Source organism: Yersinia sp. LJYL362 (assembly GCF_048323875.1).
Genome location: NZ_JBLWEX010000219.1, coordinates 1 through 16,967 on the forward strand (window position 1 = coordinate 1; position 16,967 = coordinate 16,967).

The window sequence follows — 16,967 nt, forward strand, 5'->3', positions numbered from 1 at the left end:
CAGTGACCATGCGCCTGATGATGGCCCGGTCGATTTTTGTGTGGTGAATGAGAACGAGCGGGGAGTCAGTCACTATCTGATGACGCATACCCAGGCATTTTACCAGCGCAGATGGGGCAGCTGGCTGCGCAATGTTATTCCTTCAGTTAATCATTAATTATTAGTCATTAATTATTAGTCACGGGGCAAGATATGAACCACAACGGATTGCAGCGGTTAATGTCGAAAATGAAAGGGTGCCAGACCGCCCTGTTGGTCAGTACCTTATTGTTATTGGCGGGCTGCGATGATGGGAGCAAAAATAAGGATGTAGCAGCACCATCAGCCCCAGTGGCTACACAGGTTAGTGAACCGGCAGTGAAAGCGCCGGTGAGCAAAGTAAACGATGCCAATAAGTTGGCGGAATTTGCAAAACAGCATGCCGATCAGCCGCTCACTTTACTGGATGCCTCTGAGCTACAACTCGAGGGGGCCAGTGCCATGGTGCTGACTTTCTCGCAGCCATTGGATCCCAAGCAAGACTTCTCCTCACGGGTTCATTTGGTTGATACTGTTAGTGGAAAAATAGACGGAGCCTGGGAGCTATCTGACAACCTGATGGAGCTGCGGCTACGCCATCTTAAACCTGAGCGTAAATTACTGCTGACCGTCGATAGCACCTTGAAAGGCATTGGCGGTGCTGAGCTGGGTAAACAACAGCAGCAGCAAATAACCACTCGCGATATCAAGCCAAGTGTCGGTTTTGCCAGCAAAGGTTCTTTGTTACCGGGTAAATTGGCCCAAGGCTTGCCAGTGATGGCGCTCAATGTTGATAGCGTTGATGTTAATTTTTTCCGCATCAAGCAAAGCAGCCTGGCTAATTTCCTCGCCACCTGGCAATACCGCAGCGCGCTGTCGAACTGGGAATCAGATGAACTGCTGAAAATGGCTGATCTGGTCTATACCGGCCGTTTTGACCTTAATCCTGCCGCCAATACCCGCGAAAAGTTATTGCTCCCACTAGCCGATATCAAGCCGTTGCAAGAATCGGGTGTCTATCTGGCAGTGATGCAACAAGCCGGGCAATACAGTTACACCAATGCCGCCACCTTATTTACCCTGAGTGATATTGGCGTTTCATTGCACAGCTACCATGATCGAATGGATGTCTTTACCCAAGCATTGGCGGGTGGTGCGGCACTGAAAGGTGTATCGCTACAGTTACTGGATGAAAAAGGCCAGGTACTGGTACAGTCTGAAACTGACGCTCAGGGCCATGCGCAACTCGAAAAGAATGCCAAAGCTAAATTGCTACTGGCTGCGCAAAACGGGCAGACCAGCTTGATTGACCTCAATGCTCCGGCGCTGGATCTGGCTGAGTTTGATATTGCTGGGCCAGAAGGTTTCCAGAAACAGTTTTTCGTCTTTGGCCCACGCGACTTGTATCGCCCCGGAGAGACGTTAATTGTCAATGGGTTGCTGCGCGATGCCGATGGTAAACCACTGAGCACCCAACCGGTTAAAGTGGATATTCTCAAGCCGGATAATCAAGTGGTGCGCAGTTTTGTCTGGCAACCGCAGGATGGTTTGTATCAATACCAGTACGCGATTGCAGAAAATGGCCCGACCGGCGAATGGTCATTGCGCATGAATTTGGGCGACAACCAGCCGCGCCTGTACAAATTCAAAGTAGAAGACTTCCTGCCAGAACGGATGGCGCTTGAGATTGCCACCCGTAAAGAACCGATCGCCACTGACAGCGAAGCCAGTTTTGCCATCACTGGCCGCTATCTCTACGGCGCTCCGGCATCCGGTAACCGATTGCAAGGCCAATTATTCCTGCGCCCACTGCGCGAAGCGGTTGCCTCATTGCCTGGTTTTGAATTCGGTTCGATTATCGAAGAAAACCTTTTGCGTACCTTGGATGAGTTTGATACCACACTTAACAGCGACGGCCAAACTGACGTTGAAGTTGATAACAGTTGGCAGAATGCGCAATCACCATTGAAGCTGATTTTACAGGCCAGTTTGCTGGAATCCGGTGGGCGGCCAGTCACGCGGCGCGCTGAGCAAGCTTTGTGGCCAGCCGATGCGCTGGTCGGGATTCGTCCATTATTCAACAAGCAGCAAGTTTATGATTATCGCAGCGACAGTTATAAATCACAGGCGATGGTCGATCAGGACACCACGGCTGATTTTGAGATTGTTTACGCCAATGCTGACGGTGAAAAACTGGCGGCGAAGGGGTTGAAAGCGAAGTTGGTGCGTGAGCGCCGCGATTACTACTGGCAGTGGTCAGAAAGTGATGGCTGGCAGTCACTGTATGATAAAAAAGATCTGACACTGGCAGAGCAATCAGTGAATGTTCCCGCAGACGGTAGCGCTAAAGTCAGCTTCCCGGTGGAGTGGGGCGCATATCGTATTGAGGTGAGTAATCCAGATAATGAATTAGTCAGCAGCTCTCGTTTCTGGGCCGGTTACAGTTGGCAGGATAATACCGCCGGCAGTGGTGCTGTGCGGCCAGATCAGGTCAAACTGACACTGGATAAACCGGCTTACCGACCAGGCGAAAAAGTAAAACTGCACATTGAAGCACCGGCTGCCGGTAATGGCTATCTGTTGGTGGAATCCAGTGATGGCCCATTGTGGTGGCAGGAAGTGACTATTCCCGCTGGAGGCGCTGAGGTTGAAGTGCCGATTAACAAAGAGTGGAATCGCCATGATTTATATCTCAGTGCGACAGTGATTCGCCCTGGTGATAAGTCACAGCAGGCGACCCCAAAACGCGCTATTGGTTTGCTGCATCTGCCGCTGGTGGATGAAACCCGCAAATTGGCGCTAGAGCTGGAATCACCTGAGCGCATTCGCCCTAATCAGACCTTAACGGTAAAAGTAAAAGCCAGCCGCACCGGTGCACCATTACCTGAGAAAGTGCAGGTGTTGCTATCGGCGGTCGATAGCGGGATTCTGAATATTACTGATTACGCCACGCCCGATCCCTATGACGCCTTCTTTGGCCGCAAGCGCTACAGCGCCGACCAATATGATGTTTACGGGCAATTAATTGAAGGGCAGGGGCGTTTGGCGAGCCTGCGATTTGGTGGTGATGGAGATGAGGAAGACGCGCTATCTCGTGGCGGTAAAAAACCGATAACTGAAGTCACTATTGTGGCGCAACAGGCCCAGCCGGTGACATTAAACGCGCAGGGTGAAGGCACTATTGAGCTGGCTATTCCTGATTTTAACGGCGAGTTACGCCTGATGGCGCAAGCCTGGAGTGATGAAGATTTCGGTAAAGCTGAGTCTAAAGTGGTGGTCGCGGCTCCGTTGATTGCCCAACTCGCCACCCCGCGTTTTCTGGCGGGAGGAGACAGCACCCAACTGGCCTTGGATTTAAGTAATCTTTCCGGTCAGCCGCAGACGCTGTCACTTAACTGGGCTGCCAGCGATTTACTGGCACTCAATGGCGCGCCAAGCCAAACTATTTCGCTGGCAAATGGTGAGCGCAAAACAGTGCTGATCCCGGTGCGGGCGTTGAATGGTTTTGGCCAGGGTGATATCGGCCTGACTATTACCGGTATGGTTTTACCGAACGAGAAACTGCCCGATTATCAGCATCATTGGAAAATAGGTGTACGACCAGCTTATCCTGCCCAGACACGCCATTTTGCCAATGTGTTGCATAGCGGTGAAAGCTGGAGTCTGCCAGCGGAGGCCACCAAAGGGCTAGCGCCTGAAACGCTACAAGGGCAACTGCTAGTAACCAGCCGGCCACCGCTGAATTTAGCGCGCTATATTACTGAATTATATGCCTATCCTTATGGCTGTCTGGAGCAGACGGTGAGCGGGTTGTATCCGTCGTTGTACAGCAATTATGCCCAGCTGACAGCGCTCGGTATCAAGACCGATAGTGATGAAAAACGGCGTAAAAGCATTGATGTCGGTATCGAGCATTTGCTCAGCATGCAGCGCTATAACGGCGGTTTCGGTTTGTGGAGCAATGATAGCCCGGAAGAGTTCTGGCTGACAGCGTATGCCACTGACTTCCTCTATCGCGCCAGCCAGCAGGGGTACAGTGTGCCGGTGGCTGCGCTTACGGCGGCGAATAGTCGTTTGCAGCGCTATTTGCAAGATCCGAGTCAAATTGAAATTCGTTACAGCGAACAGACCCAACACACGCGCTTTGCGGTGCAAGCTTACGCGGGCTTAGTATTGGCACAACAGCAGCAAGCTTCATTGGGTGCTTTGCGCCAATTGTATACCCGTCGCGATGATGCGCGCTCTGGCTTGCCGTTGGTGCAGCTGGGTGTGGCACTGAAATTGATGGGGGATATGCCGCGCGCCAAAGAAGCGATTACGCAAGGGCTGAATACCCCCCGCAGTGATAAAGACTATTGGCTGGAGGATTACGGCAGTTCACTGCGTGATGACGCTCTGATTTTGGCGCTACTGACTGATAATAACCTGCTGGCGCAAGATCGTGATACGCGCCTATTGGCACTGTCTGATGCGTTGACCAGCCGCAACTACTTGTCAACGCAAGAGAGCAATGCGGTATTCCTCGCGGGCCGTACATTGATGAGTGGGGCAGAAACGCCGTGGCAAGTGGCGATAGCACCGCAAGTTGAGCCAATTGAGCAGGCCGAGACACTGACGCAAAGTGCAGCATTGAATCAAAACTGGTCAGCACAACAATTGGCGGGCGGTCTGCAATTACAAAACCGCGGCGATGTTGCATTATATAGCCGCATGAATGTGGTGGGATATCCACAGCAAACACCAGCGCCGTACAGCAACAATTTACATATCACTCGCAGTTATATTGGGCTTGACGGTCAGCCGCTACGCTTATCCCAATTGAAGAGTGGCGAGTTAGTTCTGGTGCATTTAGATGTCTGGGCTGATAAACGGGTACCCGATGCGCTGGTGGTCGATTTGCTGCCAGCCGGTTTGGAACTGGAAAACCAGAACTTGGGTGACAGCAGCGCCAGTCTGGGGGAGAGTGCCAGCAGTGTGACCGAGTTGATGCAGGATATGCAGCAGTCGGATATCAAGCATCAGGAGTTCCGTGATGACCGCTATGTTGCCGCTGTCAATGTTGATGCATACCGCCACACGACATTGTTATATCTGGCGCGCGCTGTGACGCCGGGTGTCTATCAGGTGCCTGCGCCACAGGTGGAATCGATGTATGTTCCGGATTGGCGGGCGCTGGGCAGCACGGTGCCGCAGCTTGAAATAGTTAAGTAAACACTGATTCCCCTTTTGCGGTTACAGGTAAAAGGGGAGCTATCTATCCTTGATGCTAAAAACATACTTTTCCCGTCATCGCCGTAAAATTTGGGCGCTGGCGCTTATTGTGGTGCTGTTTCCGGCTATTTTGTGGCTGGCGGATAAACGCTGGCCGCTTCCACTGATTGACGTGCAGGTTGCGCGGGTGGTGGTCGCCGAGGATGGCACGCCGTTATGGCGCTTTGCCGATGCTGACGGGGTTTGGCGTTATCCGGTGACGCTGCAAGAGGTTTCCCCTTATTACCTGCAAGCGCTACTGACCTTTGAAGACCGCTGGTTTTATTCTCATCCCGGAGTGAATCCATTGGCACTGGCCCGCGCCGCCTGGCAGGATTTGCGCGCAGGTAAAATTCTATCCGGTGGCAGCACACTTTCGATGCAAGTTGCCCGCCTGATTGAGCCTCATCCCCGCACGTTGGCCGGTAAATTGCGCCAAGTGTGGCGAACGGCTCAGCTGGAATGGCACTTTTCTAAAGACAAAATTCTCGAAATCTATCTTAATCGCGCCCCTTTCGGCGGCACGTTGCAAGGCATTGGCGCAGCGAGCTGGACATATCTGGGTAAGCCGCCCTCACAATTAACGCCAGCAGAAGCCGCCTTATTGGCCGCGTTACCTCAAGCACCGAGCCGCTTGCGCCCAGATCGCTACCCACTGCGGGCAAAAGCTGCGCGCGATAAAGTATTAAGTCGGCTGGCGGATTATCAGGTGTGGTCGGCTGAACAGGTGGCTGATATCAAACAAGAAGATATCTGGCTGGCACCGCGTCAGGTTCCACAATTAGCGCCGTTATTGGCACGCCGTTTAACCCGCGGCAATCAGCGCGAAGTCATTAACACCACTGTGGATGCGGGTTTACAGCGGCAATTAGAAGACATGGCAGCAGGTTGGCGTCACCAACTCCCTGAGAAAACCTCATTGGGATTGCTGGTGGTGGACCACACTAACATGAAGGTGCGTGCTTACCTCGGCTCGGTTGATTTTCAGGATGATCGCCGCTTCGGTCATGTGGATATGGTCAGTGCCTGGCGCTCGCCGGGGTCAACACTGAAGCCATTTCTGTATGCGATGGCTCTGGATGATGGCCTGATCCATGCTGAATCACTGTTGCAAGATGTGCCGCGCCGCTTTGGCGATTATCGACCCGGTAACTTTGATACCGGTTTCCACGGCCCGGTCAGTGCCAGCGAGGCTTTGGTGCGCTCTTTGAATCTACCGGCGGTACAATTACTCGAAGCTTATGGCCCTAAGCGTTTTACCGCTAATTTACGTAATGGTGGTGTGAACTTACGTTTCCCACTGCACAGTGAGCCCAGTTTGGCGGTGATCCTCGGCGGTACAGGTTCACGGCTGGACCAATTAGTCGCGGGTTACAGTGCTTTTGCACGGGGTGGAATGGCGGCAACGTTGCGGTTCGAGCCACAACAGCAGATACAGGAACGGCGCTTGTTTTCACCGGGGGCGGCGTGGATTACCCGGCGAATCATGGCGGGGGAAGCCCGGCCATTACCGGACGATATTTTACCCACCACGGTACCGTTGGCATGGAAAACCGGTACCAGCTATGGCTACCGTGATGCGTGGGCGATTGGCATTAATGCACGCTATACCATTGGTGTGTGGGTCGGTCGGCCGGATGGCACTCCGGTCGCTGGGCAGTTTGGTTATGCCACTGCTATTCCTATCCTCAATCAAGTCAATAACTTGCTGATGACGGGTTTACAGCAGAATGGCCGTCAATTACCGCTCGACCCCAGACCGTCGTCTGTCAGCCGCGCAGAGATTTGCTGGCCGGGGGGGCAGCCGCTCACGGCTGGCGACACTAATTGCCGACAGCGGCGGCAAACCTGGGTTTTGGATGGCACCCTACCCCCTACCTTAGCCGCGCCCGGTCAAGAGAATGCACAAGGTAGCCAGCTTATTATATGGCTTAACCGGCAGGGCTTGCGGGTAGCAGCCGATTGTTCAGAAGCAACACCTGTGCCCTTAGCATTGTGGCCCTTGCCACTCGAACCCTGGCTACCGATGGCCGAGCGCCGCACTCATCGGCTGCCCGCAGCCAGTAGTGAGTGCCCACCTCAAGGCAGCATTGAAGCCGCACCGCTATTGATTTTAGGGATACGCGATGGTGCGGTCGTGAAGCGATTGCCGGGCCAAAATCGCCTTGACCTGCGCTTAGAAGCACAGGGAGGGAGTGGGCAAAGATGGTGGTTCCTCAATGGGGAACAGGTCGCCGTGACTGACAATAATCAATCATGGATACAAACATTAACAACACCGGGCCGCTATCAACTTAATATATTGGATGAAAGCGGGCAGGTGGGTAATCTAATGTTTCACCTGGAATGAATTCATAGGTCAAATAATTAATAGCAATACAGCCTCGTCTTTTATATTCTATTATTAATTAATGTTTTTGTGATAAATAAAATAATTTTATGAGTTTTATTTTTTCGATAAATTAAATCCAGATATTGATACGATACATTACTGTTGATATTTGGAGTAATACCATGATTAATAATATTTTATTTGTTTTTTTATTTTTAATGATGTTAACTACGAATGTTTATGCTGATAATAATAAAATTTGTTTTTATGCCGATGAAGGTTATCAAGGCGCATCTATTTGTGCCACTCAAGGTCAGGCGGTCAGTGATCTTAAAACTGAATGGAATGATAAAATATCGTCTATTACTATTCCCCCTGGTATGGTCGTTACCGCATTTAAGGATATCAACTTTTCCGGAGATAATGTTACCTTCAAGGAGAATATTGATTTGTTCCTCTCGCGCCATTGGACCAATCTAGATAATGCCATCAGTTCTTTTAAAGTGAGAAATGCGGCTTGTTTTTATGAATTTGATGCCTTTCAGGGAGATTCGGTTTGTATCGCAGGTAATGAACGTATTGATTTGTATAATGAACGTGTCGGGCAGAGTACTCATATTATAAACCCTCTTAATGACCGAATTAATTCTGTCCTGTTACCACCCGACACTCAGGTTATTATCTATAAAAATGATGGATATACTGGAGAGAGATTTGTTCTAACAGAGAACTATTCTGCATTAGATCTGGAAAGAATAGAAATGAGGGATAATATTACTAGCATTAGAGTTTCTCAGTCTGAGTATTTTATTTGTGATCAATACTGTGCTATTAAAAACAGTATGATCATCCCGGTGCAACATGCATTTAATAATTACTGGAATGATAAAAGAATAGGCGCTAAGCAAGTATTGATTAGCTTTAATATAACAGATGAGGATGATTACTCGATAGAGATAGCCGGTGGTGGTCTATTTAAAGTAAAAGCTCTTGAGGTTTTTTTTATTAATGACTATAACAATGCTAGTGCTATTTTTAAATTAACGGGTCAGGGGGATAAGCTATCAATGTTATCAAGGTTTGATGGAGGGCTTTCTGAAGTTCAGATCATTGAATCTTTGAATGGACGGGCGCTCTCTATTTACCCTATTTTTAGTTATTTGTTTGATGTTGATAATACTGAAGTTAGGTTTTTTATCAATAATGCGAGCAGCAGTAAACCATTGGTAATAGATAAAGTGGTTATGACTGTTGAAAAAGAACATAATAGGGAAGAGCGTAGTTTTGTCGGTAAATCAATATGTTGGTTAGTTCCCCTGCTTAATATTTATAATTATATTATTCAGGGCGGGTGTAATCAAGTAGACCATTTCATCACTGATGTGAACAAATTTTTTAGCGAAAATAACAATAGAGTATTGCAAGTGTTTGGGACATCTAAACCACTGGATAAAATAAGATCTAATGAAGCTGTTTTTTTGGAAGAGTTATTAGTAGGCGTTTTTTCTGAGCCGACGGGGATATTAACCCATGTTAATTCTGATATGAATGGTCAATCAATAACGTTACCTGCAACGGCACTGGCCTGTAACGTATCGATGAAAGAAGAAATACTGCCTCATCTGCGTTCTCGCCGCGATGCTATTCCTCCTTGCATTACCTGGACATTAAATATTTTGACTGATTTTACGCTGCTATTTGGTGACAGTCTGAGTACCTGGAATACTGAGAATTTTGGCAGGGTCATATCGCGCATTGTCAATTCAGGGGATACCGGTTATGCAGTATCTGACACCGTGACTGACGCACGATTAATTGCCAATGTTCGCACCTTTGTTGCGGCGAATATTGATAACGTCGCCACGTTAAAAACGGCATTTGATTTTTCACAGCTCAGCTATAGCGATTATTTACGCCACAATAACCCAGAAATTGAGATCCAGCCTCCTCAAATAGTGCAGTTATTACCCCAGGGGCGTTATGAGCTCGCGTTACAAAATTTTCGGTTTACCGATACGGTACCCAGAAGGAAAGTTAACGGGGAATGGGTTGAACAACCTGAGTCGCACTTTGAGGTTGAGGTGATCAGCGGGGCGACTGAAAACTCGCAAACAGCCAGACGAAGTGTTATTCCGATAGTGGAACAGTGGCGGCAAGAGTACCGCCAGGCCTCGAGAACGTTAGAAACCGCCAGTGAGATACAAAATACCGGTAATACCCAGCAGTATGAAGGAATTGATTCGGTTATTGCTGCTGCCAATATGGTCAGTGATGTGGCGCAAAGTTGGTTAAGAACACCGCGTGATGATTATATTTATGTGATTGTTCGTTTATCCGGCGAGATAGTCAGCATCGCGATGGCAGTAGATATCAATGATTTTGATGTGGGGATTGCCGGCTCGTTAACTCGCCCCAGCTATGTGCTTCATCCTACAGCCAACGGCGTTATTCGCGGGGCGGGTACTGCGGCTCTCAGAACATTGGCCGACTATTTAGCCAAAAAAGGCAAACGGGCGTTGGTCTCGGATGTTATCAGCCAGCCGTCTGCGATTGTGAAAAAAAAGGTGGGTTTTGAATATATTAATGAACTGTGATTCTCATGATTTTTGTCGGCAAAGTGTGAGTTGTGCATAAAAATGAGGAATAAAGATAAATATATTTTAATGAAATGTTGTTATTCCCGTATGCAAGCGCTTATAGCACACCTATAATCGGCGGCCACTGTACAGGGGCGGCATAATTTTGTCGTAAAGGAACTGTCCGCCAGCCGAAAAGCATGTTACGAGACGGGTTCCGAGTCCGGTCAATATTAGAAATCCAATAGAGGTTATCATGGCTTTAGAACGTACTTTCTCCATCATCAAACCCAATGCAGTTGCCAATAACGACATCGGTGCCATCTATGCGCGTTTTGAAAGTGCTGGCTTCAAAATTATTGCTGCAAAAATGCTGCACCTGAGCAAAGAACAAGCTGAGGGTTTTTATGCGGAACATAAAGGCCGTCCATTCTTCGATGGTTTAGTCGAGTTTATGACCTCTGGCCCTATCATGGTTCAGGTATTGGAAGGCGAAAATGCCGTTCAACGCCACCGCGATATCATGGGCGCGACTAACCCAGATAACGCACTGGCAGGTACTCTGCGTGCAGATTTTGCCGACAGTTTCACTGCTAACGCAGTACACGGCTCTGATGCTGTTGAATCAGCTCAGCGTGAAATCGCTTATTTCTTCGCCGCAGATGAAATTTTTCCTCGCAGCTAATTAATTGATTCGATGCAGGAATAGTCGCTATTTAATCAACTGAAACAATAAAGTTGTCTGAGCGCCTTTCCAACCATGGAATCCATGCTTTAAAATTCGTACAATGCCGCGCCCCGGTGGAGACATCTCTGCCGGGGCGTTCTATTATTTATTCATCGCCGTTTCGAAAGCCGTACCCGGTTTAAAGCGCAGCGCCGTAAAGTGTAACAACGAGGCCACGACAACTCATGTCTGAACAATTATTAACTGCATCAATGCCAATTGATGCTGTCCCTCAGTCTGACAACGCGGTGGCAACCGCAGCATCAGCAACCAGCAAAATCAATCTGCTTGATTTAAATCGTCAGCAAATGCGCGAATTTTTTGCCGAGATGGGCGAGAAGCCTTTCCGTGCCGATCAGGTCATGAAGTGGATGTATCACTATTGCTACGATGATTTCGAGCAAATGACCGACATTAATAAAGTACTGCGCGCCAAGCTACAGCGCGTCGCTGAAATCCGTGCTCCCGAAGTGGCACAAGAACAACGCTCTACTGATGGCACCATTAAATGGGCCATCAAAGTTGGCGATCAGCAGGTCGAAACGGTATATATCCCAGAGGGCGATCGTGCAACACTGTGCGTGTCCTCTCAGGTCGGCTGTGCATTAGAATGTAAATTCTGCTCAACGGCACAGCAAGGTTTTAACCGTAACCTGCGGGTTTCTGAAATTATCGGTCAAGTATGGCGTGCGGCCAAGATTATCGGTGCAGTAAAGGCCACCGGTATCCGTCCTATCACTAACGTAGTGATGATGGGCATGGGCGAACCCTTATTGAACCTGAATAATGTAGTACCGGCCATGGATATCATGATGGACGACTTTGGTTTCGGTTTATCCAAACGTCGTGTGACATTGTCGACTTCCGGTGTGGTGCCAGCACTGGATAAACTGGGCGATATGATTGATGTCGCCTTAGCCATCTCATTACACGCGCCGACGGATGATATCCGCGATGAAATCGTGCCTATCAACCGTAAATACAATATTGAAACCTTCCTGGCCGCGGTTCGCCGTTACTTGGCGAAATCGAATGCCAATGGTGGGCGAGTTACTGTTGAATACGTTATGCTGGATCACATCAATGACAGCACTGAGCAAGCTCATCAGTTGGCGGAATGTTTAAAAGACACACCATGTAAGATTAACTTGATCCCATGGAACCCGTTCCCAGGGGCACCTTATGGTCGTAGTTCAAATAGCCGGGTGGATCGTTTCTCTAAAGTATTGATGGAATATGGTTTTACGACTATCGTCCGTAAGACACGTGGTGATGATATTGATGCGGCATGTGGTCAATTGGCCGGTGAGGTTATCGATCGCACCAAGCGGACGTTGAAAAAGAAAATGGCGGGTGAACCTATCGCCATTAAAACAGTCTGATTCTTAATCTTGACTGTTTGAGTATAACTATCTGTTATTCAACTTATAATTTGTTGGATAATCATGTTAAAAAGGTTATTCAAAAGTCAGTAATCGGAATAATATGAGTGCCTGATTCGGGTATGTGAGAGTGACACCTTACACATCTGTCGTTTGAAATAGCGGGTTTCTTCACACATAAGGACAATTGAGCAAGCATGAAGCTGACAAGACTGTGGAGAGTGTGCCTGATGGCGACTGTGTTGGCTGGCTGTTCTGGTTCGTCACCGGAAAAAGTGAGTCAACCTGTAGCTGGACAGACACGTTTACAATTGGGTTTAGAATATCTGGCGCAAGGTGATTTGACTGCTGCGCGGCAGAATCTTGAGAAAGCTGTAGCAGCGGACCCGCAGGATTACCGCGCTCAATTGGGTATGGCATTTTATGAGCAACGCATTGGCGAAAATGCTGCTGCAGAGCAGCGTTATCAGCTAGCGATGAAACTGGCACCGGGAAATGGCACTGTACTGAATAATTACGGTGCGTTTCTTTGTAGTTTAGGGCAGTATGTACCGGCCCAACAACAGTTTAGCGCAGCGGTGCTGTCGCCAGATTACGGTCAGGTTGCTGATAGCCTGGAAAACGCGGGATATTGCTTTTTACGGGCGAATCAAAATGAACAGGCTCGGGTACTCCTGAGTCGGGCATTGAAGTATGATCCGGATAAAGGTGAGCCGCTGCTTGCAGAAGCTCAAAGGCATTTTGGAGAAGGGAATCGCGCTCAGGCGCAACTATTACTGGATGTTTATCAACATGTACTTCCAGCCAGTGCTGAAAGTTTATGGTTACAAATTCGTTTCGCCGCGCTAGCAGGCCGTCAAGATAGTGTTCAACGCTATGGCAAGCAGCTTGCGCGAAGTTTTCCACAATCCAAACAGTACCAGCATTTTCTAGCTAATGAATACTGAAGCCTCCCAAGATCAAACTGTTCCAGAGACGACAGGTGTGCGCCTGCGTCAGGCCCGTGAAGCACTCGGGCTCACTCAGCAGATGGTTGCAGAACGTCTGTGTCTGAAAGTATCCACAATCCGTGATATTGAGGAGGATAAAGCACAAGCTAATCTCGCCTCGACATTCCACCGTGGTTACATTCGTTCTTACGCTAAACTGGTTCACCTTCCAGAAGATGAACTGTTGCCGATGTTGGCAAAACAAGCGCCAATCAGAGCGGCAAAAGTTGCCCCGATGCAAAGTTTTTCATTGGGCAAAAAGCATAAAAAACGTGATGGCTGGTTGATGAGTTTCACCTGGCTTATTGTGTTGGTTGTGCTCGGTCTGACGGGGGCATGGTGGTGGCAAAATCATCAGGCGCAGCAAGCAGAAATAGTCACTATGGCTGATCAGTCTTCTGCCCAACTGTCGCAAAATGGCGGGCAACCTGTGCCGCTGTCTGATGATAATAGCGATCCTGCGGCCTCTGCGGAGACTCAAGCTACGGTCGCAAATGGCCAGCCTTCTACGCCAACAGAAAATGGTACTGCACCTGCGACAACCAGTGCAGCACCTGTGGATACGGCGAACAGCCGTGTCAACACAACAGCACCTCAAGGAACAACTTCAGCGGAGTCTGTGGTTGTTTCTCCAAGTCAGGCGCCTTTGCCTGATGTTTCTCCTGTGCAATCCCCCTTGCCTACAGCAGATGCTGGGGTGACGGGCGCTACATCCTCTGTCGGCTCATTGGTCATGAATTTTACCTCTGACTGTTGGCTACAGGTTGTTGATGCAACTGGAAAAACATTATTTAGTGGTATCCAAAAAGGGGGCGCGACCCTCAATCTATCAGGGAAAGCACCCTATAAGCTGACCATTGGTGCCCCAGGTGCATTAACGATTACGTATCAGGGTAACCCAGTAGATTTGAGTAAGTTTATTAAGGCTAATCGCGTAGCCCGCCTGACTGTCGGTGTAGAGTAATATTGTGTTTTTGACAAACAACTCTGTGGTTCTAACAAACTGCCATTGTCTTGTGAAAGAGGATGGTTTTGAGAGACTACTGTGTTGCGAAAACTACACGACTGTAAAGGAGAGTGTGTAATGCATAACGAATCCCCTATTATCCGCCGTAAATCGACCCGGATTTACGTCGGTAAAGTGCCTATTGGCGATGGTGCGCCGATTGCAGTGCAATCGATGACCAATACCAAAACCACTGATGTTGATGCGACTGTTGCTCAAATTAAGGCACTGGAACGTGTTGGCGTAGATATCGTGCGAGTTTCAGTACCGACCATGGATGCGGCTGAGGCGTTTAAGTTAATCAAACAGCAGTCAAATGTTCCGTTGGTTGCCGATATCCATTTCGATTACCGTATCGCGCTGAAAGTTGCGGAGTATGGCGTTGATTGCCTGCGAATTAACCCCGGAAACATAGGTTCCGAAGAGCGTATTCGTTCTGTGGTTGATTGTGCTCGCCACCACAATATCCCTATCCGTATTGGTATTAATGGCGGATCGCTGGAAAAAGATATTCAGGAAAGATATGGCGAACCTACGCCGGAAGCCCTGCTTGAATCCGCGATGCGTCATGTCGATATTCTTGATCGTCTCAATTTTGATCAGTTTAAAGTCAGCGTTAAAGCCTCCGATGTTTTCCTGGCTGTAAACTCCTACCGTCTGTTGGCCAAGCAAATTAATAATCCTTTGCACTTAGGGATAACTGAAGCCGGTGGCGCGCGTAGTGGCTCCGTAAAATCGGCTATTGGTTTGGGCCTTTTGTTGTCAGAAGGTATTGGCGATACTTTACGTATCTCGTTAGCTGCGGATCCGGTAGAAGAAGTCAAAGTCGGTTTTGATATCCTTAAATCGCTGCGGATCCGTTCTCGCGGGATCAACTTTATTGCCTGCCCAACCTGTTCCCGCCAAGAGTTTGATGTTATTGGTACTGTCAATGCATTGGAACAGCGGTTAGAAGATCTGATTACCCCAATGGATGTCTCTATCATTGGCTGCGTGGTCAATGGGCCGGGCGAAGCATTAGTCTCGACTATCGGTGTGACCGGCGCTCATAATAAAAGTGGTTTCTACGAAGATGGTGTTCGTCAGAAAGAACGTTTTGATAATGAAAAGATGATCGACCAGTTGGAAGCTAAAATTCGTGCAAAGGCATCAATACTTGATGCGAATAACCGGATAGTTATCAATATGCTGGATGATAAATAAGTCGCTCAGGCTATTTGTCATTGATGAATACAAAAAAGCGGGCGCGGCCCGCTTTATATTGAGCCTGTAGAGGTGACAAACTGTCGCCATTGAATCTATGGGCGGCAAGCCTCTATAATCGGCTTTATTTTTGCACCATGCCCAATGTCATTGGCGTTGCTGCCGACACCGCTGCAACATCAATCGACCGGGTATAAAACTACAGAGAACAGACGTGGCAAAGAACATTCAAGCCATCCGTGGTATGAACGACTACCTGCCAGCCGATACGGCAATTTGGCAGCGAATTGAAGGCATCTTAAAGCAAGTGCTGGCAGGCTATGGTTATAGCGAAATCCGCATGCCGATTGTAGAGCAGACCCCGTTATTCAAACGCGCTATCGGTGAAGTCACCGACGTGGTTGAGAAAGAGATGTATACCTTTGACGATCGCAATGGCGAAAGTCTGACTCTGCGCCCGGAAGGTACCGCAGGGTGCGTGCGCGCAGGCATTGAACATGGTCTGCTGTACAATCAGGAACAGCGTTTGTGGTATATCGGCCCGATGTTCCGCTATGAACGCCCGCAAAAAGGCCGCTACCGCCAGTTCCATCAGTTGGGCGCAGAAGTCTTTGGTCTGCAAGGGCCTGATATTGATGCGGAATTGATTCTACTGACCGCCCGTTGGTGGCGTGCGTTAGGGATATCAGAGCATGTGCAGCTTGAATTGAACTCTATCGGCTCATTGGATGCGCGCGCAGATTACCGTGAAGCACTGGTCACTTTCCTTGAACAGCATGTTGATGTGCTGGACGAAGATTGTAAGCGCCGCATGTACAGCAACCCGTTACGGGTGCTGGATTCCAAAAACCCAGATGTTCAACAATTGCTTAACGATGCGCCTAAGCTGTCTGATTATCTGGATGAAGAGTCAAAACAACATTTTGCCGGTTTGTGTGAACTTTTAGACCTGGCAGGCATCGGATATACCGTTAATGAGCGCTTAGTGCGTGGTTTGGACTATTACAATCGGACGGTATTTGAGTGGGTAACTAACAGTTTGGGCGCACAAGGTACAGTCTGTGCCGGTGGGCGTTATGACGGTTTGGTTGAACAACTGGGTGGGCGTGCAACACCGGCAGTTGGCTTTGCGATGGGGCTTGAGCGTTTGGTTCTGTTGGTACAAGCCGTTAATCCAGAGTTCAAAGTACCGGCGACAGTCGATGTGTATCTCATCTCATCGGGTGAGGGAACGCAAAGTGCGGCGATGCAGTTGGCAGAACGTGTGCGTGATGCTTTACCGACCTTAAAGTTAATGACTAACTACGGCGGTGGCAATTTCAAAAAGCAAATTACCCGCGCTGATAAGTGGGGCGCACGTGTGGCATTAATACTTGGCGAAAGCGAAGTGGCGGCACAGCAAGTGGTTGTAAAAGATTTGCGGAATGGTGAACAAGAAACGCTGGCGCAAGCGGATGTTGCTGCGCGTCTGGCTTTGATGTTGG

Annotated in this window: 10 protein-coding genes; all 10 read left to right on the forward strand. The window is 48.9% G+C overall.

Features of this window, described 5'->3' with window-relative positions; translation table 11 throughout:
* The coding region (locus tag ACNSO8_RS11830) for an enhanced serine sensitivity protein SseB C-terminal domain-containing protein (RefSeq protein WP_418394732.1) at positions 1-157 on the forward strand (157 nt) is incomplete at its 5' end.
* Positions 158-192: 35 nt separating this feature from the next.
* Positions 193-5,229 carry an alpha-2-macroglobulin family protein gene (locus ACNSO8_RS11835; protein WP_418394725.1) on the forward strand — a complete coding sequence of 1,679 codons (5,037 nt, stop codon included), beginning with the start codon at positions 193-195 and terminating at the stop codon, positions 5,227-5,229.
* Between the two features lie 52 nt (positions 5,230-5,281).
* The gene (gene pbpC / locus ACNSO8_RS11840; protein WP_418394726.1) at positions 5,282-7,618 is read left to right on the forward strand and encodes a peptidoglycan glycosyltransferase PbpC; all 2,337 of its coding nucleotides are present in this window, start codon (positions 5,282-5,284) and stop codon (positions 7,616-7,618) included.
* Between the two features lie 164 nt (positions 7,619-7,782).
* Positions 7,783-10,194 carry a peptidase inhibitor family I36 protein gene (locus ACNSO8_RS11845; protein ID WP_418394727.1) on the forward strand — a complete coding sequence of 804 codons (2,412 nt, stop codon included), beginning with the start codon at positions 7,783-7,785 and terminating at the stop codon, positions 10,192-10,194.
* Between the two features lie 238 nt (positions 10,195-10,432).
* The gene (ndk, locus tag ACNSO8_RS11850; RefSeq protein WP_049607618.1) at positions 10,433-10,861 is read left to right on the forward strand and encodes a nucleoside-diphosphate kinase; all 429 of its coding nucleotides are present in this window, start codon (positions 10,433-10,435) and stop codon (positions 10,859-10,861) included.
* Positions 10,862-11,115: 254 nt separating this feature from the next.
* Positions 11,116-12,285, forward strand: coding sequence for a bifunctional tRNA (adenosine(37)-C2)-methyltransferase TrmG/ribosomal RNA large subunit methyltransferase RlmN (locus tag ACNSO8_RS11855; protein WP_418394733.1), 1,170 nt, complete (start codon positions 11,116-11,118; stop codon positions 12,283-12,285).
* A 197-nt stretch (positions 12,286-12,482) separates the two neighbouring features.
* A complete protein-coding gene (gene pilW, locus ACNSO8_RS11860; protein WP_418394728.1) occupies positions 12,483-13,232 on the forward strand; it encodes a type IV pilus biogenesis/stability protein PilW in 750 nt (249 codons plus the stop codon).
* Positions 13,222-14,238 carry a cytoskeleton protein RodZ gene (rodZ, locus tag ACNSO8_RS11865; protein WP_418394729.1) on the forward strand — a complete coding sequence of 339 codons (1,017 nt, stop codon included), beginning with the start codon at positions 13,222-13,224 and terminating at the stop codon, positions 14,236-14,238. The genes pilW and rodZ overlap by 11 nt, the downstream gene beginning before the upstream one ends.
* A gap of 120 nt (positions 14,239-14,358) precedes the next feature.
* A complete protein-coding gene (gene ispG / locus ACNSO8_RS11870) occupies positions 14,359-15,483 on the forward strand; it encodes a flavodoxin-dependent (E)-4-hydroxy-3-methylbut-2-enyl-diphosphate synthase (RefSeq protein ID WP_418394730.1) in 1,125 nt (374 codons plus the stop codon).
* Between the two features lie 214 nt (positions 15,484-15,697).
* On the forward strand, positions 15,698-16,967 hold a 1,270-nt coding region (hisS, locus tag ACNSO8_RS11875; protein ID WP_418394731.1), incomplete at its 3' end, for a histidine--tRNA ligase.